Here is an 18203-nt window from a genome sequence, read left to right on the forward strand (position 1 = left end):
CCTCGCCGGGCGAGGCCTGGGTGCGCCAGGGCGGGCCCTTTGTGGACGCTGACTGCCGTCGCTCACCCCCGCGCCTGAAGCCCATGTGAGTGGTTCGCGCAGGCCCCGAGTTCAGTCCACCGGCAGTCCAAGGGCCGCCCGCACAGCGCGAGCCTGTCGTTGCAGGCGCTGCGACTGCGCTTGTTGGTTGGCCTGGGGCTGCAACAGGTTTTGCGCTCCCACCCACTGGCCCGAACGCATCAGCGCGTCCAGGTGGATTTGGCTGAACAAATCACGTTGGGCATGGCTGCCCCCGGTTTCCAGCAGGCGGGGCAAGGCGGTGCCCAAGCGCTGCGCCGCCTCGGCATGGTCCCCTTGAGCATGGGCCAGCAGGCCCTGGGCGGCGGGCCAGGCCACGTCGCGCCATGCGTTTTTCAGCGGGCCTCGGACTTGCTCGGCATGCGCTTGCAGGCTGTCCAGCCAGGCATGGGCTTGCGCTGGTCGCCCAGCCCGGGCCAGGCCGTAGAGGTATTGCAGGTCCAAGAAGGGCAGCACATGGTCGTGCTCGCGCTGGCTTAGGTGGTGGCCCAGGTCCTGCCAGCGCGGGCCGACATCGACACCGGCCAGTTCCAGTCGAGCCAGCAGGGAGACGGCGTTGATCTGGTCCTGGCTGTAGCTTTTCTCGACCCCCCAGACCTGCTGGTCGTACAAGGTCAGCACGGCCTCGTGGGCGCCCAACTCCAGTTCAAACAAAGCCAGGTGCCACCAGTTGTGCGTGCGCATGAAGGAGTTCAGGACGCCCCAGCCGCCATGGGCTGCGCGCAGAAAGTCGCGTCCCTCAACGTGCCGACCTTGGGTCAGCATCACATGGGCCAAGGCATGCTGGGCCCAGGGCTCGCTGGGGCAGTCGCTCAAGGCCTGGCGCGCCGCGTGTTCGGCTTCTGTCAGCAGGTGGCACTGCTCATAGCCAAAGGCCGCCATGCCGTGCCACTGCGGTACATCGGCGGCGGCCGCTGCACAGGCCAGGGCCAGGCGGAGCATGCCGGGTGAGTCGCCTTGGTTGAACAGGTGGTACTGGCCCAGCTTGAGCGACACCAGGTCGCGCGGGTGCTGGCGCGCTTGTTCCTCGTGCAGGGCCACGGCGCGGGCCAGGTCGCCGTCCACCCAAGCGGCCACGGCGGCAATGAAGCGCTGCTCGCGCTCGGTGGCCCCACTGGCCTGGGCTTGGGCGCGCTCGATGAAGGGGCGCGCGTGGCGGGCGGCCTGGGCGTTTTCCGCAAACAGGTGCAGGGCCGCGGCATAGGCCTGCACCAGGGGGCTGCTGTCCTGGGCGGCGTCCAGCAAGCGCACGCAGCGGGCTTCGCAGCGGATGAAGCCCTCGACAAAATCATTCACCGGCCCGAGGCTGGCCGGGTCGTGCAGGGTCACGGGGTTGCCCAGGCTGTCGCAGGGTCGGGTGGGCGGTTGGCTTGGGGCGGAGGGGGACGCGGGCGTGCTCATGGCCTCATTGTGCCGCCGTGGGCCGGCCCTCACGCCGCCGGGGCCCCGCCTTCACACCCCTGCTTGCTGGTGGCGCCATTCCTGGCTGTGACCGCCATAGCCATAGGCAGCGGCACGGGCATCGATCACATGGACATAGCTCACAGGGTGGAGCCGCGGCAGCAGTTGGGTCATGGCGGTGTGCACCTCGTGCAGAAAGCGGGCTTTTTCAGCCTTGGTGTTGGTTTCGTCGCTCACGCTGATGTCCAGGTGGTAGGCGTTCTGCCCCAGCTCCGCCAGGCTCTGGCGGCCGATGAACCAGGTGTCGGCTGGCATGAACTGCACGTTGGTGGCCATCACGGCCTCCACCTTGCCCAGCACGCGGTGGGTGATTTCGCACACGCGGTCGCAGACCTGGCGGGCCAGGGCAGGGTCGGCTTGGCCGGACAGGTGAATGACGATGTGGGGCATGGGCTTCTCCAAGAGGGTGTTGTTGGGCTACCTGTAATTTTGAGGACATGTGATCCATCGGAAAAGCAGGAATTTATGATGTTCATCCCTTGAAAAACCGTTGGATCAAATCATGGCCTCTCCTCTCTTTCAGCTCGACCAGTTGCGCACTTTGGTGGCCGTGGTCGAAGCCGGTAGCCTGAGCGCCGGGGCGCCCCAGGTGTTTTTGTCGGCCTCGGCGGTCAGCGAGCAGTTGCGCAAACTCGAACAACAGGCCGGGCAGAGCCTGTTGCTGCGCTCCAAAGCGGGTGTGCAGCCAACCCCGGCGGGGCAACGTCTGTTGGCGTGGGGGCGGCAGATGCTGGCGCTCAATGACGAGGCCTACCGTGACCTGCACGGAGTGCCCCTGGCTGGGGTCTTGCGCTTGGGGGTGACCGACTACTTTCGGCCCTCGGAGCTCAGTGGATTGCTGGCCCGGTTGCAGGCCCGCTATCCCGGGGTGAGTCTGCAAGTTTCGGTGCTCAAGAGCGGTCTGATCGAGGCCGCCTATGCCGCGGGCGAGCTGGATGTGGGCATCACCTTGCGCGTGATGGGCGCCGGCAGCGCCCGCACAGGCCAGTTGTTGCGCCGCGAACCTTTGCAGTGGCTGGCCGCGCCAGGCTGGCGGCCCGAGCCGGGCCAGGCCCTGCGGCTGTTGGCCCTGCCTGACAGCTGCTCCCTGCACCAGTTCACCGTGGGCTTGCTGCAGCGTCGGCGGGTGCCGTATGTGGTGGCCTTGCAGGCTTCAGGCGTGGCTGGGCTGCAATCGGCTTTGGCTGCGGGCTTGGGGCTGGCCTGCCTGAATGCTTCAGCCCAGGCGCCGGGGGTGCAGGCGCTGGCTGCGCCACATGGTTTGCCCGCTTTGCCTCAGGCCGGTTTTTGGGTCTTGCCAGCCCGCAGCGGCGAGACGGAGTTTGTTCGTCAGGCCCGCACGCTGGTGTTGGCTGATCTGGCGTGACACGGGGGCCTGCAGGGCCTCAAGGTGGGGTGCTGCGGGCCACGTCTTCCAACAGGGTTTGAAACAGCTGCTGCGAAGCCCGTCCGTTTTGTGGCGCTGGCTGGTTGTAACGTCCTGCGGTGATCACCACCACCAGCTTCAAGGCCGGCACCAGGTAAAGGCGTTGGCCCCCGTTGCCCATGGCGCCGACCCAGGTCCAGGCGTGGCCGTCCACCGTGTGGCTGCCCGTGCGCCACAGGTAGCCATAGCGCCACCCTGGCAGCTCGGCCGGCAGACTGCCCTCGAAGCTGGCGTGCACATAGGCCTCAGGCACGATTTGCCGTCCCTGCCAGCGCCCGCCGTCGAGCAGCATCTGCCCCAGCCGGGCCAGGTCACGCGGGCGCAGGCGCAGGCCGGCGTGGGCCATGGGCTGTTGAGCGCGCCCCGTTTGCCAGACAAACTCTTGAATGCCCAGCGGGGCGAACAGGGCTTGTTGGGCGTACTGAGCCAAGGGTTGTCCGCTGAGCCGTTCCAGCACGGCCCCGAGCAACACCACGCCACCGCTGTTGTAGCGGTATTGGCTGCCCGGTGCCACGGCCAAGGACCGGCCGAGCACGTAGCCCACCATGTCGCTGGAGAACTCCATGCGGCTTTCGTCGCTGAACAAGGACACGGCACCGTCTTCATTCCAGTCCATGCCCGAGGACATGGTCAGCAAGTGACGCACCGTGATGCCGCGCCATTCAGCCGACGCGTCGGGGCGGGCCAGCAGGTCCAGCACCGGGCTGTCCAGGGACGGGATCAAGCCCTGTTGCAGCGCCACCCCCACCAGCAGGCCGACCACGCTTTTGCTGATGGAGCGCAGGTCGTGCAAGGTATGGGCGTCAAAGGCCTGCTCATGCGAGCCCCATTCGCCAATGTGCCGGTCTTTGCCGCTGAAATAGTGCTCGGCCAGCGGCTCGCCACGCAGCAGCACCAACACGCCATGCAGGTTCTGCGCGGCGGCGTCGCTGGGGCGCGCATCGTTGCAGAGCTTGCTTTGCAAGGCCATCGGCGGGCGCTGCAGGGCCTGCTCGCAGGCGGTGGGTGGGGCACTGGCCGCTCCCGATGGGCCGCTCAAGGCCCCCGCCAGAAGCAGTGCCGTGAGGGCTTGGGGGCGCCAGTGCATCGTGGACCTCAGGTTTCAGGCGGCTGCGGCCAGGGCCGCTGAGCGTCGCGGATCAGCTCAAAGGCGCGCGAGACCTGCAGCACGCCCAGGTCGTCAAAACGGGCGCCAGCGATCTGCAGACCGATGGGCAGACCGCTCTGGGTGTAGCCGCAGTTGATGGACGCAGCGGGTTGCTCCGACATGTTGAAGGGCACGGTGAAGCCGATGTGCTCCAGCCCATGCAGCGGGTCGTTGGTGGGCGAGGGCAGCTCGGCCGCAAAGGCCGGCATCGGCGAGGTCGGCGAGATCACGTAGTCAAAGGCGCTGCAGGCCTTCACTGCGGCCAGGCGCGTCAGGTGGAACTGCTGGCTGGCGTTGAAGACATGGGGGCCATCAAAGCCCGCAGCGCTGTCGGCCCATTGCCGGATGTAGGGCAGTACGCGGTCGGCCTGCGCCGCCGGCAGGGCCGACAGGTCCAAGTGGGAACGCATGCGCCAGTAGTGGTCCATGCCGTCCAGCATGGCCTGGGTCATGAAGGGCGCCAGAGGTTCAACCCGGGCGCCAGCCTGCTCGAACAGGGCCGCAGCACGCTCGATGGCGGCGCGGATTTCCGGCTCCACCGGCAGGCCGCAACCAGCATCCAGCAGCAGGCCGATGCGCAGGCCGCGAAGCTTGTCCACGCCTTGGTCAAACTGGTCCCAGGCGATGTCCTGGTAGGGCAGGCTCATGGTGTCGCGCGCATCGGGCAGGGACAGTGTCGCCATCATCAGGGCCGAGTCGGCCACGGTGCGGGTCATGGGGCCGGCTGCGCGCCCGGTGAAAGGCGGGTCGATGGGGATGCGGCCCAGGCTGGGCTTGAGGCTGTAGATGCCGCACCAGCCCGCAGGCAGGCGCAGTGAGCCGCCGATGTCGGTGCCCACATGCAGCGGGCCATAGCCAGCGGCGGCGGCCGCGCCGGCGCCGGCGCTGGAGCCCCCCGGGCCCTTGCTCAGGTCCCAAGGGTTGCGCGACAGTGGATGGAAGGTCGACAGTCCCGAGGACAGCATGCCGTAGTCGGGCATGGTGGTCTTGCTGACGATGACCGCACCGGCCTCCTTGAGGCGGGCCGCTGGTGGCGCATCGGCGGCGGCAGGCACCAGGCTGACCGCTGCGCTGCCCAGCGGTGTGGGGTCGCCTGCCGTGGCGATGTTGTCCTTGAGTGTGCCGGGCACGCCGTCGAGCAGGCCTTGAGGCTGGCCTTTGAGCCAGCGCGCCTCGCTGGCGCGGGCCTGGTCCAGGGCCTGTTCGGGGCGGAACAACCAGGTCGCGCACAGGGCGGGTTCCCAGCACTCGATCTGACGGATCACCGCCTCGGTGACTTCAACAGGCGACAGCGATCGCTCCCGGTAGGCCTGCAGCAGGGCATGGGCGCCCAGTTCATGCAGGGCTGGGGTGGTGGAGGTGTCAGTGCTCATTTACCAGGACAGGGCCGAGAGGTCGTTGACGAACACGGGCATGTCTTTCCAGAGGCCCTTGAGGTTCTTGTGCGCGATGGTGATCCACTGCGGTTGGTACAGGAAGGCGTGCACCGAGTCTTCGGCCAGCAGCTTCTGCGCCTCGCCCAGCAGCTTGGCACGGTCGGCTTCGCGCGGGGTGTTGTTGATCTTCTTGAACAACTCACTGAACTTGGGCGACTCGTAGTTCCAGTAGTAGCCGGGCTTGGCGAAGTTGCCCAGGTCGAAGGGTTCGACGTGGGAGATGATGGTCAGGTCGTAGTTCTTGTTGGTGTAGACCCCGCTGAGCCATTGCGCCCATTCCACGTTCTGGGTCTTGGCCACGATGCCGATCTTGGCCAGCTGCGCGGTGATGACCTCGCCACCCTGGCGGGCGTATGGCGTGGGCGGCAGCACCAGGCTGACTTCGAGCGGCGTCGTGACGCCGGCTTCCTTGAGCAAGGCCTTGGCTTTTTCGATGTTGAAGGGGTTGATGCCCGTGGTGTCCACATAGCCCAGCGCCCCCGGCACGTAGTGGCTGCCAATGGGGCTGCCATAGCCTTCGGCAGCGCCTTCGATGACGGCCTTGCGGTCGATGGCGGCCGCGATGGCGCGGCGCACGCGCACGTCGTCAAAAGGCTTTTTCTTGTTGTTGATGGCCAGGATGGTCTTGGCCCGTGAGCCGGCCACGATGACCTGGTACTGCGGGTTGCCCTTGAACTGAGGCACGCCTCGGCTGGTCACGCGCTGGAAGGCGTCCACGTCGCCGGCCAGCAGGGCCGCGACTTGGGCGGCTGGGTCGCCAATGAAGCGGAAGGTGGCCTTTTTGAGCTTGATGGCGGCTGCGTTGCGGTAGCCGTCCCATTTGAGCAGCACCACCGAGGCGCCCTTGTTCCAGGCCTCGAGCTTGAAGGGGCCGGTGCCCACGGGCTTGGTGGCATTGCTGTCGGCGCTCTTGGGCTCGACGATGATGGCCGTGGCCTGGCCCAGCACGAACAGGAAGTCGGGGTCGATCTCCTTGCGCAGCACCACCACGGTGTGTTCGTCGACCGCCTGGGTGCTCATCTCGGCGAAGACGCGCTTGTCCTTGTTGGTGCTCTTTTCGCCACCGGCGCGGTCAAAGGCAAATTTGACGGCGGCGGCATTGAAGGGCTCGCCGTTCTGGAAGGTGATGCCGCGGCGCAGCTTGAAGGTGTAGGTTTTCAGGTCGGGCGAAACCTCCCAGCTCTCGGCCAACAGCGGGGTCACGCTGCCGTCGGCGTTGATCTTGGTGAGGGTCTCGAACACGTTGTAAAGCACCACTTCGGCGATCGCCGAGGCCGCACCGGCGGTGGGGTCCAGGCCTGGCGGCTCCAGGGTCATGCCCAGCACCACCGCGTCCTTGCGGCTTTGGGCCAGGGCCTCCAGCGAGGTGGTGGCGGCGAGGGCGGCAAAAGCACCCGAGCTCAGGACGTGGCGGCGGTTGATCATGTGTTCAAGCTCCAGAAAAATCATCAGGGAGGGACATGGGGTGGCGCGGGTTCAGGGCGCCGTCGGGGAGGGCTGGCCACCTGGGCCAGTCCATAAAGCCTTCAATTTCATTGTAGAAGCCCGCGCAGGGCTGGCAGCACCAAGCGAACTTCATGGGGTTCAGGCAGGCCGGCGCGCGCGCCGTTGGCGCCGCCCTGGTTCGGCCTGGGGCACGGCTTCCACCAGGCTGCGGGTGTAGGGGTGCTGGGCCTGGGTGAAGAGTTGATCGGGCGGCCCTTGCTCGACGATCTGCCCTTGGTAGAGCACGGCCACGTCGTCGCACAGGTGGTTGACCACGGCCAGGTCGTGGCTGATCAGCAAGTAGGTGATGCCGTGCTCGGTTTGCAGCTCTTGCAGCAGGTTGAGCACCTGGGCTTGCACCGACACGTCCAGCGCGCTGACGGGTTCGTCAGCCACGATCAGGCGGGGCCGGGTGATCAGGGCGCGGGCGATGGCGATGCGCTGGCGCTGGCCACCGGAGAATTCATGGGGGTATTTGTCGAGGTCGGTGGGGCGCAGGCCGACCTCACGCAACACCTCGCCGGCTTGCTGGCGCGCGCTGTCGCGGGACACACTGCGCTGCTCGCCCAGGCCATACAAGGGCTCGGTGACGATGCGCTCCACGGTCTGGCGGGGGTCCAGCGAGCCATAAGGGTCTTGGAACACCATCTGAAAATGCTGGCGCGCCTGGCGCAGCGCGCTGGGGCTCAGGTCGTGCAGGTTTTGGCCTTGCAGTTCCACCTGGCCCGAGGTGGGCTGGTCCAGCGCCATCACCAGGCGGGCCAGCGTGGATTTGCCCGAGCCCGATTCGCCCACGATGCCCAGGCTGCGCCCGGCTTGAATGTCAAAGCTCACACCTTGCAAAGCCTTGACCCGGCCAGCCGGGCGCCACAGGCTTTCGCGCGGCAAGGTGTATTCGCGCACCAGTTGGTGCACGTGCAGCAGGGGTGGGTTGGCGCTCATGCTTGGGCCTCCGGCAACGGGGCCTGGTGGTGCCAGCAGCGCACCAGATGGGGTTCCAGCGCGCCGTGGGCGGCATCGGCTGCCGCAGGCGAGGGCAGGGCTTCGGCCACCGGGCGTTGTTGCACGCAATGCTCGGTGCCCAAGGCACAGCGCCCGGCGAAGGCGCAGCCAGGGGGCAGGTCCACCAACTCCGGCACGGTGCCGGCAATGGTGCTGAGCAAGGGGCGCGGACCGGGGCCCCGCCGCGCGCCGAGCTTGGGGCGGGCCGCGAACAAGCCGCGGGTGTAGGGGTGGGCCATGTGGGCGAAGACGGCTTCGGTGGGGCCGCTCTCGACCACGCTGCCGCCGTACATGACCAGCATCTGGTCCACGTTGTTGGCGATCACGCCCAGGTCGTGCGAGATCAGCATCAAGGCCATGCCGCGCTCGTCCACCAGCTCGTTGATCAGGTCCAGGATCTGGCGTTGCACTGTGACGTCCAGCGCGGTGGTGGGCTCGTCGGCGATCAGCAAGTCGGGCTGGCAGGCCAGGGCCATGGCGATGGTGATGCGTTGGCGCTGTCCGCCCGAGAACTGGTGCGGGTGCGCGTCGATGCGGCTGGCTGCATGGGGGATGCCCACGCGGTCGAGCAAGCGAATGGCTTCGGTGCGCGCCGCGCTGGCCGACAGGCCACGGTGCAGGCGCAGCGGCTCGGCCACCTGGCGCCCGATCGGGTGCACCGGGTTGAGCGCGGTCATGGGCTCTTGAAAAATCATGGCCATGCGGTTGCCGCGCAGGCCGCACAAAAAGGACTCGTCGCGCCCGACCAGCTCCTGCCCGTCAAAGACGATGCTGCCACGCACCTGGGCGCCTTCGGGCAGCAAGCCCATCAAGGCCATCACGGTGAGCGACTTGCCGCAGCCGGACTCGCCGATCAGGCCCAGGGCGTCGCCTTTTTCCAGCGAGAAACTCAGGCCACGCACAGCGTCGGCAGGGCCGCGCGGCGTTTGCAGCCGGATGTGGAGGTCATTGACTTCGAGCAGGGCCATCGGGTGCAAGCAAAAAATTCGGGGCTCAGCGTTTGCGCGCCAAGCGGGGGTCGAGCAAGTCGCGCAAGCCGTCACCCAGCAGGTTCAGGCCGAGCACTGCGCCCGCAATCGCCAGGCCCGGGAAGACTGCCAGCAAGGGGGCCTGGAACAACATGGTTTGCGCCTCGCTGAGCATGCGGCCCCAGGAGGGCTGCGGCGGCTGCGTGCCCAGGCCCAGGTAGGACAAGGCGGCTTCGGCCAGGATGGCCAGTGCGAACTGAATGGTGGCCTGCACCACCAGCACCGACAGGATGTTGGGCAGTACATGGTCGCGCGTGATCTGCCACGGGCTGCGGCCACAAGAACGGGCTGCCAACACGAACTCACGCGACCACACCGCATTGGCCGAGGCGCGGGTGATGCGCGCAAACGTCGGGATGTTGAAGATGCCGATGGCGATGATGGAGTTGACCATGCCTGCACCGAACACCGCCGTCAGCATGATGGCCGACAGGATGGCGGGGAAGGCAAAAGTGAAGTCGGCCAGGCGCATCACAGCCTCTTCGGTCCAGCCGCGCCGGGCCGAGGCCAGCAGGCCCAGGGCTGTGCCCAGGCTCACCCCAATGCCCACGGCGATCAGGCCCACCGCGATGGAACTCCGAGCCCCCACCAGCAGCAGCGACACCACGTCACGGCCAAAGGTGTCCGTGCCCAGCCAGTGCGCCCAGGATGGGCCTTGCAGCTTGAGGCTCAGGTCCACCTCGTAGGGCGAATAAGGGGTCCAGACCCAGGACAGGGCCGCCGCCAGTACCAGAGCCGCCGTCAGCAGCGCGCCCAGCACAAAGCTGGGGTGGCGGCGTGCGCGTTGCCAGAAGCTGGGCGGGGCCAGGCGCGGGGTGGCGGGCAGAACGGCGTTCATATGTCGCTGGCTTTCACGCGCGGGTCGATCACGGCATAGAGCAGGTCCACCACGAAGTTCACCACCACCACCAGGCTGGCCAGCAGCATCACGCAGTTGCGCACCACGATCAGATCGCGGTTGGCGATGGACTGAAAAATCAGCCGGCCCAGGCCGGGCAAAAAGAACACGTTTTCCACCACGATGGTGCCGGCCAGCAGGTTGGCAAACTGCAGGCCCATGACGGTGATGACCGGGATCAGTGCGTTGCGCAGCACGTGGCCCCACAGGGTGGCGCGGCGGCTCAGGCCTTTGGCGCGAGCGGTGCGCACAAAGTCTTCGCGCATCACCTCCAGCACAGCCGATCGGGTGATGCGCGCCAGGATGGCGGCCTGCACCACAGCCAGCGACACGGCGGGCAGCAAGAGCGATTTGAGGGCGTCCAGCGGGTCGTCTTCCCAGCCCGGAAAGCCCCCGGCCGAGAACCATTTGAGGTGCACCGAGAACAGCAGAATCAGCAGGATCGCGAACCAAAAATTGGGGATGGCAATGCCCACTTGGGCCAGGCTCATCATGCCCACGTCACCCACCCGGTTGTGGTGCGAGGCGGCATACAGGCCCGCGGCCAGGGCCAGGGCGGTGGTGATCAGCATGGCCAACAGAGCCAACGGCACGGTCAGGGCCAGGCGCTCCAGCACGAGCTCAAGCACCGGGGTGCTGTAGACGTAGCTGTTGCCCAGGTCGCCTTGCAGCAGCCCACCCACCCATTGGGCGTAGCGCGACAGCGCGGGTTGGTCCAGGCCAAGTTTGCTGGTCAGGGCGGCCACCGCCTCAGGCGCCGCATCGGGCCCCATCAGCATCTGGGCGGCGTTGCCGGGCAGGATTTCCAGCACCACAAAAATGAGGGCCGAAGCCCCCACCAGCGTGGCGATGAAGGTCAGGAATCGTTTGAACAGGAACAGGCTCATGGGGCCGGGCAGCACAGGCCCGGACAGACCGAGCGTGGGGATTTCCTTGCAAAAAATCCAGCATATATGAAACCGCTGTGTCACGCAGCCCAGCAGGCGCGCTGCCGTCTAAAAGCGACACACTCATGTAGTGTTTACTGAATGGGCGTTGACGCCTGGGGCTGCATCAGGGTAAAAGCGGGCGCCGTGCGACAGGCCAGGGGCCAGGGCGGGATAATAGAGCCCATGTTCTGTTCCTCCCGTCCTTGGTTCGCTACCCCGAACCCCGCTCTCTGCCTGGAGTGCATATGGCTTTGATGATCACCGACGAGTGCATCAACTGCGATGTGTGCGAGCCCGAGTGCCCCAATGAAGCCATCTTCCTGGGGCCTCAGATCTACGAAATCAACCCCGACAAGTGCACCGAATGCGTGGGCCACTTTGACGAGCCCCAGTGCGTCCAGGTGTGCCCGGTGGCGTGCATCCCGGTCAATCCGCAGCACGTGGAAAACCAAGAAACACTGATGCAGAAATACCTGCGTTTGCAGGCTGACGCAGCCCGCTGAGGCGGATCAGCCCTGTGCGATGGGGGGCGTGCTGCCGTGGTCGACGGCCGGAGCAGCCGCGGTCGCGCCAGCGTCGGCCTGAAGGGTGGCCGGGGCCGGCTGGCGCGGGGGCTTGGGGCGTGGCGGCTTGCTGGTGTGGATTTGCAAGGTGGCCTTGTCCATTTGGCCTGCCATCAGTGCAGGAGCGGCCTTCAGGGTGCGTGCGATGCAGTCTTCGATCGCCTGGCGTTGTTCCTGCGGTGGCTTTTTCAGCACCCAGCCCACCACTTCAGCACGGTCGCCTGGGTGGCCAATGCCCAGGCGCAGGCGCCAGTAGCGGTCGGTGCCCAATTGGGCGTGGATATCGCGCAGGCCGTTGTGCCCGGCGTGGCTGCCGCCGAGTTTGAGCTTGGCCTCGCCCGGCACGACATCCAACTCATCGTGCACCACCAGGATTTCTTCGGGCTGGATCTTGAAGAAGCGGGCCAGCGCTGACACGGACTTGCCCGAGAGGTTCATGAAGGTCTGCGGCTCCAGCAGCCAGATGGTCTGGCCCTCGACCTGGGCGCGTGCCACACGCGCAAAGTAGGCCTTGTCAGGCACCAGGCTGACTTTGAGCGAGCGTGCCAGCTCATCAATCCACCAAAAACCCGCGTTGTGGCGGGTGGCTTCGTATTCGGTGCCCGGGTTGCCCAGGCCTACAAACAGCTTGATCATGGAACAGATTATCCGCAGCGTCAGTGGCTGGCGAGGATGAAAAGCAAAACGGCCCACCAAGGTGGGCCGTTGAGCAGTGGGGTGTGGGTCTGTTTTGCCGAGCCAAACAGACCGAAGTCACTCAGGCCAAGCCTGAATTACTTCTTGCCCTTCTTGGCGGGAGCGGGGGCAGCCACGGGAGCAGCCACTTCTTCCACCGGAGCCACCACGGACACCAGAACCGGGTTCTTCTTGCCGTGGGTGACAGCCACCACGCCCTTGGGCAGGGTGATGTCGTTCAGGTGCAGGGACACGCCCTTCTTCAGGCCCGTCAGGTCCACAGCGATGAACTCAGGCAGATCGGCCGGCAGGCAGGTGATTTGCAGTTCGTTGACGATGTGGTTGATCATGCACTTGTCCAGCTTGACAGCCGAAGACTCATCTTCGCCACTGTAGTGCACCGGCACCTTGGTGGTCATCTTGGTCTTGGCATCAACGCGTTGGAAGTCGATGTGCAGCACCAGTTGCTTGAACGGGTGGTATTGCACGTCGCGCAGCAGAACCTTGGTTTCTTGGCCGTTCAGTTCCATGTCCAGAACGCTGGCGTGGAAGGCTTCCTTCTTCAGGGCGTGCCACAGAGCGTTGTGATCGATTTCGATCAGTTGCGGCTCTTTGCCATCACCACCGTAAACGATACCGGGGGTTTTGCCGGTGATGCGCAGACGGCGGCTCGCACCCGTACCTTGCTTGGCGCGCTCAAAAGCGACGAATTTCATGACTAACTCCTTGTGGGGCCGACCGCGACCAGTGCGACCCTATTTTGAAAATGGGCTGAGAGGCCTTTTGGCCTTCAGCCCGCAGTGTGTTCACGCAACGTGAAAACCCCCGTGCGGGGGCTTTCTCAATCGGAGAACAGGCTCATGACCGACTCGCCGCGGGCAATGCGCTGGATCGTTTCGGCGATCAGCGGAGCCACGGAGAGTTGGCGAATCTTGGCGCAGGCCTGGGCGGCATCGCTGAGGGGGATGGTGTTGGTCACCACGACCTCGTCCAGGGCCGAGCCCTTGGAGATGCGCTCGATGGCCGGGCCCGAGAAGATGGCGTGCGTGCAATACGCATAGACCTTCTTGGCACCACGCTCTTTGAGAACTTCAGCCGCTTTGACCAAGGTGCCAGCGGTGTCGATCATGTCGTCCATGATCACGCAGTTGCGGCCTTCGATCTCGCCGATGACGTGCATCACTTCGCTGACGTTGGCCTTGGGGCGGCGCTTGTCGATGATGGCCAGGTCGCAACCGAGTTGCTTGGCCAGGGCGCGTGCACGCACCACACCACCGACGTCTGGCGACACCACGATCAAGTCTTCGTACTGCTTTTGGCGCAGGTCACCCAGCAGGACGGGCGAAGCGTAGATGTTGTCGACCGGGATGTCGAAGAAACCTTGGATTTGGTCAGCGTGCAAATCCATGGTCAGCACGCGGGCCACGCCCACGGTTTGCAGCAGATTGGCTACCACTTTGGCCGAGATCGGCACGCGGGTCGAACGCGGACGGCGGTCTTGACGGGCGTAGCCGAAATAGGGAATCACGGCACTGATGCGCTCGGCCGATGCACGCTTCAAAGCGTCCACCATGATGAGCAGTTCCATCAGGTTTTCGTTGGTCGGTGCGCAGGTGGACTGAACCACGAACACATCGCGGGCACGAACGTTTTGGTTGATCTCTACAGTGACTTCACCATCGGAGAAGCGGCCCACATGGGCTGCACCGAGGGTAGTGCCGAGGTTTTTGGCGATATCAGCGGCCAGACCAGGATTGGCGTTGCCCGTGAAAACCATGAAATCAGGTGGGGTGGCTTGCATGAGCGTCCAGCGATCTGAAAGAAAAATGCCTGTACGTGCAACGTATTTGGCAGGGGAGGAAGGATTCGAACCTTCGAATGCCGGAATCAAAATCCGGTGCCTTAACCAACTTGGCGACTCCCCTACACGGGTTGATGTCTAAAGTTAGACACCCACCGATGACTTGTCGCTGGTTGCCCATCCCAGTAAAGGATGAACTTCCATATTGCTGCATTGCTTGATCTGCCAAGTGCCTGGTGCACTTGCTAAATCCAGCTTTGACTCATGCTGCTCCGGGATGTGCGCAAACACAGCACTTCCAGAACCAGTCATTCTTGGGTTCAATCCTTGCAACTCAAGCCATTCCAGGGCTTGGGTTACTTCAGGACAAAGCCTTTGAGCAACTGGCTGCAGGTCGTTTTCACCGAAGTGGTAATGATCAGCAGCGAAGCCTGCGATTGTAGCAGGCTTTTTGTCCCGCTTCAACTCAGGCGCTGAAAATATTTTCGCAGTCTCCAATCCGGTCTGTGGCTTCACGATGATGAAGCGGCCTGTCGGGCACTGCGCTGTTGTTTCCAGCGGGCGTATTATGTCACCAATTCCCTCGACCCAAGCGTTCCGGCCACGAATAAAAAATGGAACGTCAGCACCCAGCTGCAAGGCGAGCGCGCACAGCTGCTCGGTGCTGAGCTTCAGCTTCCACAGGCGGTTGAGGGCCAACAAGGTGCTGGCGGCATCGGATGAACCGCCGCCCATCCCCGCCTGGGCGGGGATGCTTTTGTGCACGCTGATGTGAGCGCCCAGTGAGGTGTGGCCGGTTTGCTGCAGCAGCCGCGCTGCGCGCACGATGAGGTCGTCTGCGGGCAGGGTGACGTTGAGGTCCTCGCGTTGGATTTGGCCGTCCGAGCGCAGCTCAAAGTGCAGGGTGTCGCACCAGTCCACCAGCATGAACACCGACTGCAGCAGGTGGTAGCCGTCGGGCCGTCGGCCTGTGAGGTGCAAAAAGAGGTTGAGCTTGGCGGGGGCCAAGACGTCGTATATCGCCTTCATGGGGCGCATTATCCGGTGCCCTCAAGGCTGGGGCGCTCAGGGGGGGGCATGGACGCGCTGTTCAGCGCTCCAGCAGCACGCGCAGGTCCACGGTGGGCGTGGGCTCCAGGCGCTGGGCGTGCAGGCGCCCCTGGTCAAGTTGGGTCAGGTCAACTTGCCAACCTGCCAGCGTGACTTGTTCGCCTTGCAGCCAATGGAACAAGGCGGCCAGCGGCAGGGCGGCGCCGGTCAGGGCCAGGGTGAGCTCGTCCATGCTGGCGTAGTTTCGGATCTCGCCTGCGCTTTGCAGCACGGCCAGGCCGGGCTGCCAGCGCAGCTCGGCCGCTGTACCGCCGAGCGGGGTGAACAAGCGCAGCGTGCCGGCCTCGGGCTGCCCCAGCAACTCGAACGAGGCATGGAAGGACTGTGGCGGCAGGCTGTCCACCTTCATGGCCAGGCGGCCATACCAAGCGGCCTGCGGGACGCTGCTGGTTTGGCGCCTGGGAGGGGCACAGGCGCCCAGGAGCATGGACAGCCCCAGTGCCAAACCTTGGTTCAGAAAAGGGCGGCGTTGGCTTCGAGCCGGTGCCAACCGGTTTTGCCACTGCCGTGGTTCTGGCCGGGGACTCACGGCTTGACGTTGAAGCGGCGCAGGGTCTCAAGCAAGGACTCGTTGTCTTTGCTCAGGGCCAGGCCTTCTTTCCAGACGCTTTGAGCGCGGCTTTTTTGCCCAGCCACCCACAACACCTCGCCCAAGTGGGCCGCAATCTCCGGGTCGGGCTTGCTGCGAAAGGCTTTCTCCAGGATGCGGATCGCCTCGTTGAGGTTGCCAGCCTTGAACTCCACCCAGGCCAGGCTGTCGCTGATGAAGGGGTCGTTGGGCGCCAGGCTCAGGGCTTTGTTGACCAACTCACGGGCTTCGGGCAAACGCACGCCACGTTCGGCGAACGAGTAGCCCAGCGCGTTGTAGGCGTTTTGGTTGTCGGGTTGCTGTTCGATGATGGTGCGCAAGAGCTTTTCCATCACGTCGTAGCGCTGCAGTTTGTCGGCCAGCATGGCCTGGTCATAGAGCAGATCTGCGTCGTCAGGAAAGTCGACCAAGGCCTTGTCCAGCAGCTGGAATGCGGCCTCGAACTGCTTTTGGCCCCGCAGCAACTGCACCTCGGCCATCAGGCGCGAGCGAGCCTCCGCTGGGGTGCTGGTGGGCAGCGATTGCAGCAGTTTGAGGCCTTCTTCAACACGGCCTTGTTGGGCCAGGATCGACGCCTGCCGGGCTTTGGTCGTGGCTTGCAGGGCGGGGCTGCTGACTTTGTTGAGCCAGCCTTGGGCGGCCTCGGTGTCCTGGCGCTTTTCGGCCAGCAGGGCCAGCGACAAATAGGCCTGCGATTCACCCCGTTGGCGGGCCTCGTCCTCAGGCTGTTGAGCCACCAGTTTCAAGTAGCGTTCCAGCGAACGCTGGCCGGCGGCTTGTTGGTTTTGTTCTGCCTGCAAGGCGCCCAGAATCAGCCAGGCTTCGGGCAGGTCGGCGCGGTCGTGGGTGGCTTTTTCGAGCTGCTGCTGCGCTTCTGCGTAGCGCTGATCGCTGATCAGCGCACGGGCGTACGCCGTGCGCAGGTCCGGGCGGGCGTAGGTGGACAGGTACTGCTTGATCATGGCCTCGGCGGCGGGCAGTTGCGGGTCCATCAACTCCAGCGCCAGGCGGATCGGGGCTTCCGCCCCCGGCTTGAGCATCAAGGCTTTGCGCGCCGCATCCAAGGCCAGGGGTTTGCGTCCGGCAGCCAGGCGCATCTGGCCCACCACCATCCAGGCATCAACGCCGACGGCGGGGTCGACCAGTTCTTTGGCCAGGGCCTCTTCCACCAAGCGCGCGGCCTGGGCGCGATCACCCACGCGGCTGTAGATTTGCACGATGGCGGCCAGGGCCTGCGGCTTTTGCGCCAGTGGCGTCATGGCCAATTCGCGTTGCAGGGGTTCAGCCGTGTCGTTGATGCGGTTCAGCGCGATCAGGATTTGCAGCACGTAGCGGTTGGCTTCGCGCGAGTCAGGTTGGGCCAGGCGCCAGTTCTGTGCGGCTTGCAAGGCCGACTCGCCCGAGCGCGCCTGCAGGGCCACCTCCATGGCGCGTTGGAACAGTCGCGCGTCATTGGTGCGGCGTGCGCTGTCGAGCAGCAGGGCAAATCCGGTGGCGGCCTCATTGCCCTTGGCGTTCATCTCGCCGAGCAAAATCTCGTAGAACAGTTGGGCGTCCAGAGACGAGTTGACCACCTTGCTTTCGGGCTCCGCCTCGGGGGGCGGCGTCTGGGCCAGGACGGACCCGGACAGGGTCATCAAAACAGCGATGGCAACAGGGCCCAAGCGGAGAAATGGCAACATCGACCCATAATAATCCATGCCTGTCAACGAAGTGCGCGATGCCTGAATTACCTGAAGTCGAAGTCACCCGGCGCAGCTTTGCTGACCGCATTGCCGGGGCCCGCATCGCGTCCGTGACCTTGGGCAAGCCCTTGCGCTGGCCCCTGGGCTGTGCCCCAGACGACCTGGTCGGGCGCCGAGTCTTGGGCGTGCGCCGGCGCGGCAAATACCTGTTGCTGGACCTGGATGAGGGGCTGTTGCTGCTGCACCTGGGCATGTCGGGTAGCCTGACCTTTGCCCCGGCGGGCGTGCCCGCGGGCACCCATGACCACTTTGACCTGCTGACGAACCAAGGCCTGTTGCGCTTGCATGACCCCCGGCGTTTTGGCGCCGTGGTGCACGCCGCCAGCGAAGCCGACCCGGTGGCGCGCAAGCTGCTGGGCCACCTGGGCCTGGAGCCGCTGGGTGACACCTTTCAAGTGGATGCCTTTCATGCAGGGCTGAAACAACGGCGCTCGGCCATCAAGCAGGTCTTGCTGGCGGGCGATGTGGTGGTGGGGGTGGGCAACATCTACGCGTCGGAGGCCTTGTTTCTGGCGGGCATTCGCCCCACCACGCGGGCGGACCGCATCAGCCTGCCGCGTGCGCGTCTGTTGCATACCGCCATCCGCGATGTGCTGGGCCGAGCGGTGGAGAAGGGTGGCAGCACCTTGCGCGACTTCAGCAATGCGCAGGGCGAGAGTGGCTACTTTCAGTTGGAGGCGGCGGTCTACGGGCGCGCCGGACTGCCTTGCCGGCGTTGCGAGACCCCGGTGCGCCTGCTCAAGCAGGGCCAACGTTCGACCTTTTTTTGCCCGGTTTGCCAGCGCCCCTGAGGGGCTTGGGGCGGTGCTATATTGACCGGCACAGCCGAT

General features: G+C 65.2%; 18 protein-coding genes and 1 tRNA gene. 3 read left to right on the top strand and 16 right to left on the bottom strand.

The window, feature by feature from the left end; translation table 11 throughout:
- Window positions 1–111: 111 nt before the first annotated feature.
- Both PSQ39_RS17205 and PSQ39_RS17210 read right to left on the bottom strand, forming a co-directional pair.
- Window positions 112–1479, bottom strand: coding sequence for a tetratricopeptide repeat protein (locus PSQ39_RS17205; RefSeq protein ID WP_273928100.1), 1368 nt, complete (start codon window positions 1477–1479; stop codon window positions 112–114).
- Between the two features lie 51 nt (window positions 1480–1530).
- Complete coding sequence (locus PSQ39_RS17210; protein WP_273928102.1) at window positions 1531–1929, bottom strand: tautomerase family protein; 399 nt, start codon at window positions 1927–1929, stop codon at window positions 1531–1533.
- 112 nt (window positions 1930–2041) lie between these two features.
- Between PSQ39_RS17210 and PSQ39_RS17215 the strand changes: the two genes are divergently transcribed.
- Window positions 2042–2905, top strand: coding sequence for a LysR substrate-binding domain-containing protein (locus PSQ39_RS17215; RefSeq protein ID WP_273928104.1), 864 nt, complete (start codon window positions 2042–2044; stop codon window positions 2903–2905).
- Window positions 2906–2924: 19 nt separating this feature from the next.
- Here PSQ39_RS17215 and PSQ39_RS17220 read toward each other — a convergent pair whose 3' ends face one another.
- The 7 genes from PSQ39_RS17220 to PSQ39_RS17250 form a co-directional block, all read right to left on the bottom strand.
- The gene (locus PSQ39_RS17220) at window positions 2925–4052 is read right to left on the bottom strand and encodes a serine hydrolase domain-containing protein (protein WP_273928106.1); all 1128 of its coding nucleotides are present in this window, start codon (window positions 4050–4052) and stop codon (window positions 2925–2927) included.
- 8 nt (window positions 4053–4060) lie between these two features.
- Complete coding sequence (locus PSQ39_RS17225) at window positions 4061–5485, bottom strand: amidase (RefSeq protein WP_273928108.1); 1425 nt, start codon at window positions 5483–5485, stop codon at window positions 4061–4063.
- Window positions 5486–6973, bottom strand: a complete 1488-nt coding sequence (locus tag PSQ39_RS17230) for an ABC transporter substrate-binding protein (RefSeq protein WP_273928110.1) — start codon at window positions 6971–6973, stop codon at window positions 5486–5488.
- Between the two features lie 159 nt (window positions 6974–7132).
- The gene (locus PSQ39_RS17235) at window positions 7133–7975 is read right to left on the bottom strand and encodes an ATP-binding cassette domain-containing protein (RefSeq protein WP_273928113.1); all 843 of its coding nucleotides are present in this window, start codon (window positions 7973–7975) and stop codon (window positions 7133–7135) included.
- Window positions 7972–9003 (bottom strand): ABC transporter ATP-binding protein, encoded by a 1032-nt coding sequence (locus PSQ39_RS17240; protein WP_273928209.1) that lies wholly within the window; start codon window positions 9001–9003, stop codon window positions 7972–7974. The genes PSQ39_RS17235 and PSQ39_RS17240 overlap by 4 nt, the downstream gene beginning before the upstream one ends.
- Before the next feature lie 25 nt (window positions 9004–9028).
- Window positions 9029–9901, bottom strand: a complete 873-nt coding sequence (locus PSQ39_RS17245; RefSeq protein ID WP_273928115.1) for an ABC transporter permease — start codon at window positions 9899–9901, stop codon at window positions 9029–9031.
- Window positions 9898–10848, bottom strand: coding sequence for an ABC transporter permease (locus tag PSQ39_RS17250; RefSeq protein ID WP_273928117.1), 951 nt, complete (start codon window positions 10846–10848; stop codon window positions 9898–9900). Before PSQ39_RS17250 ends, PSQ39_RS17245 begins: the two co-directional genes overlap by 4 nt.
- A gap of 287 nt (window positions 10849–11135) precedes the next feature.
- Between PSQ39_RS17250 and PSQ39_RS17255 the strand changes: the two genes are divergently transcribed.
- Window positions 11136–11393 (top strand): YfhL family 4Fe-4S dicluster ferredoxin, encoded by a 258-nt coding sequence (locus PSQ39_RS17255; protein ID WP_273928119.1) that lies wholly within the window; start codon window positions 11136–11138, stop codon window positions 11391–11393.
- Window positions 11394–11399: 6 nt separating this feature from the next.
- On the opposite strand, the gene pth is transcribed toward PSQ39_RS17255, so the two are convergent.
- The 7 genes from pth to PSQ39_RS17290 form a co-directional block, all read right to left on the bottom strand.
- Window positions 11400–12089, bottom strand: coding sequence for an aminoacyl-tRNA hydrolase (gene pth / locus PSQ39_RS17260; protein ID WP_273928121.1), 690 nt, complete (start codon window positions 12087–12089; stop codon window positions 11400–11402).
- Between the two features lie 137 nt (window positions 12090–12226).
- The gene (locus tag PSQ39_RS17265; RefSeq protein WP_273928123.1) at window positions 12227–12844 is read right to left on the bottom strand and encodes a 50S ribosomal protein L25/general stress protein Ctc; all 618 of its coding nucleotides are present in this window, start codon (window positions 12842–12844) and stop codon (window positions 12227–12229) included.
- Between the two features lie 125 nt (window positions 12845–12969).
- The gene (locus PSQ39_RS17270) at window positions 12970–13929 is read right to left on the bottom strand and encodes a ribose-phosphate pyrophosphokinase (RefSeq protein ID WP_273928125.1); all 960 of its coding nucleotides are present in this window, start codon (window positions 13927–13929) and stop codon (window positions 12970–12972) included.
- A 47-nt stretch (window positions 13930–13976) separates the two neighbouring features.
- A tRNA-Gln gene (locus PSQ39_RS17275) sits at window positions 13977–14053 on the bottom strand.
- Between the two features lie 20 nt (window positions 14054–14073).
- The gene (gene ispE, locus PSQ39_RS17280; protein ID WP_273928128.1) at window positions 14074–14958 is read right to left on the bottom strand and encodes a 4-(cytidine 5'-diphospho)-2-C-methyl-D-erythritol kinase; all 885 of its coding nucleotides are present in this window, start codon (window positions 14956–14958) and stop codon (window positions 14074–14076) included.
- A gap of 61 nt (window positions 14959–15019) precedes the next feature.
- Window positions 15020–15466: an outer membrane lipoprotein LolB gene (locus PSQ39_RS17285; RefSeq protein WP_273928129.1), complete on the bottom strand. Its 447-nt coding sequence runs from the start codon at window positions 15464–15466 to the stop codon at window positions 15020–15022.
- Between the two features lie 98 nt (window positions 15467–15564).
- Entirely contained in the window at window positions 15565–17265 is a 1701-nt protein-coding gene (locus PSQ39_RS17290; RefSeq protein ID WP_273928131.1) for a tetratricopeptide repeat protein, read from the bottom strand.
- 83 nt (window positions 17266–17348) lie between these two features.
- On the opposite strand from PSQ39_RS17290, the gene mutM reads away from it, so the two are divergent.
- Complete coding sequence (mutM, locus tag PSQ39_RS17295; RefSeq protein WP_273928133.1) at window positions 17349–18164, top strand: bifunctional DNA-formamidopyrimidine glycosylase/DNA-(apurinic or apyrimidinic site) lyase; 816 nt, start codon at window positions 17349–17351, stop codon at window positions 18162–18164.
- The last annotated feature ends 39 nt before the right edge of the window (window positions 18165–18203 follow it).

The organism is Curvibacter microcysteis, assembly GCF_028649455.1.
GTDB classification, from domain to species: domain Bacteria; phylum Pseudomonadota; class Gammaproteobacteria; order Burkholderiales; family Burkholderiaceae_C; genus Curvibacter; species Curvibacter microcysteis.

Excerpts from the sequence above, each read along its gene's own strand:
- PSQ39_RS17285 (WP_273928129.1), bottom strand. The coding sequence starts at position 15,466 with ATGCTCCTGGGCGCCTGTGCCCCTCCCAGGCGCCAAACCAGCAGCGTC.
- PSQ39_RS17220 (WP_273928106.1), bottom strand. The coding sequence starts at position 4,052 with ATGCACTGGCGCCCCCAAGCCCTCACGGCACTGCTTCTGGCGGGGGCC.
- PSQ39_RS17235 (WP_273928113.1), bottom strand. The coding sequence starts at position 7,975 with ATGAGCGCCAACCCACCCCTGCTGCACGTGCACCAACTGGTGCGCGAA.
- PSQ39_RS17240 (WP_273928209.1), bottom strand. The coding sequence starts at position 9,003 with ATGGCCCTGCTCGAAGTCAATGACCTCCACATCCGGCTGCAAACGCCG.
- PSQ39_RS17210 (WP_273928102.1), bottom strand. The coding sequence starts at position 1,929 with ATGCCCCACATCGTCATTCACCTGTCCGGCCAAGCCGACCCTGCCCTG.
- PSQ39_RS17225 (WP_273928108.1), bottom strand. The coding sequence starts at position 5,485 with ATGAGCACTGACACCTCCACCACCCCAGCCCTGCATGAACTGGGCGCC.
- PSQ39_RS17230 (WP_273928110.1), bottom strand. The coding sequence starts at position 6,973 with ATGATCAACCGCCGCCACGTCCTGAGCTCGGGTGCTTTTGCCGCCCTC.
- PSQ39_RS17250 (WP_273928117.1), bottom strand. The coding sequence starts at position 10,848 with ATGAGCCTGTTCCTGTTCAAACGATTCCTGACCTTCATCGCCACGCTG.
- PSQ39_RS17245 (WP_273928115.1), bottom strand. The coding sequence starts at position 9,901 with ATGAACGCCGTTCTGCCCGCCACCCCGCGCCTGGCCCCGCCCAGCTTC.
- ispE (WP_273928128.1), bottom strand. The coding sequence starts at position 14,958 with ATGAAGGCGATATACGACGTCTTGGCCCCCGCCAAGCTCAACCTCTTT.
- mutM (WP_273928133.1), top strand. The coding sequence starts at position 17,349 with ATGCCTGAATTACCTGAAGTCGAAGTCACCCGGCGCAGCTTTGCTGAC.
- PSQ39_RS17255 (WP_273928119.1), top strand. The coding sequence starts at position 11,136 with ATGGCTTTGATGATCACCGACGAGTGCATCAACTGCGATGTGTGCGAG.
- PSQ39_RS17270 (WP_273928125.1), bottom strand. The coding sequence starts at position 13,929 with ATGCAAGCCACCCCACCTGATTTCATGGTTTTCACGGGCAACGCCAAT.
- PSQ39_RS17290 (WP_273928131.1), bottom strand. The coding sequence starts at position 17,265 with ATGACCCTGTCCGGGTCCGTCCTGGCCCAGACGCCGCCCCCCGAGGCG.
- PSQ39_RS17265 (WP_273928123.1), bottom strand. The coding sequence starts at position 12,844 with ATGAAATTCGTCGCTTTTGAGCGCGCCAAGCAAGGTACGGGTGCGAGC.
- pth (WP_273928121.1), bottom strand. The coding sequence starts at position 12,089 with ATGATCAAGCTGTTTGTAGGCCTGGGCAACCCGGGCACCGAATACGAA.
- PSQ39_RS17215 (WP_273928104.1), top strand. The coding sequence starts at position 2,042 with ATGGCCTCTCCTCTCTTTCAGCTCGACCAGTTGCGCACTTTGGTGGCC.
- PSQ39_RS17205 (WP_273928100.1), bottom strand. The coding sequence starts at position 1,479 with ATGAGCACGCCCGCGTCCCCCTCCGCCCCAAGCCAACCGCCCACCCGA.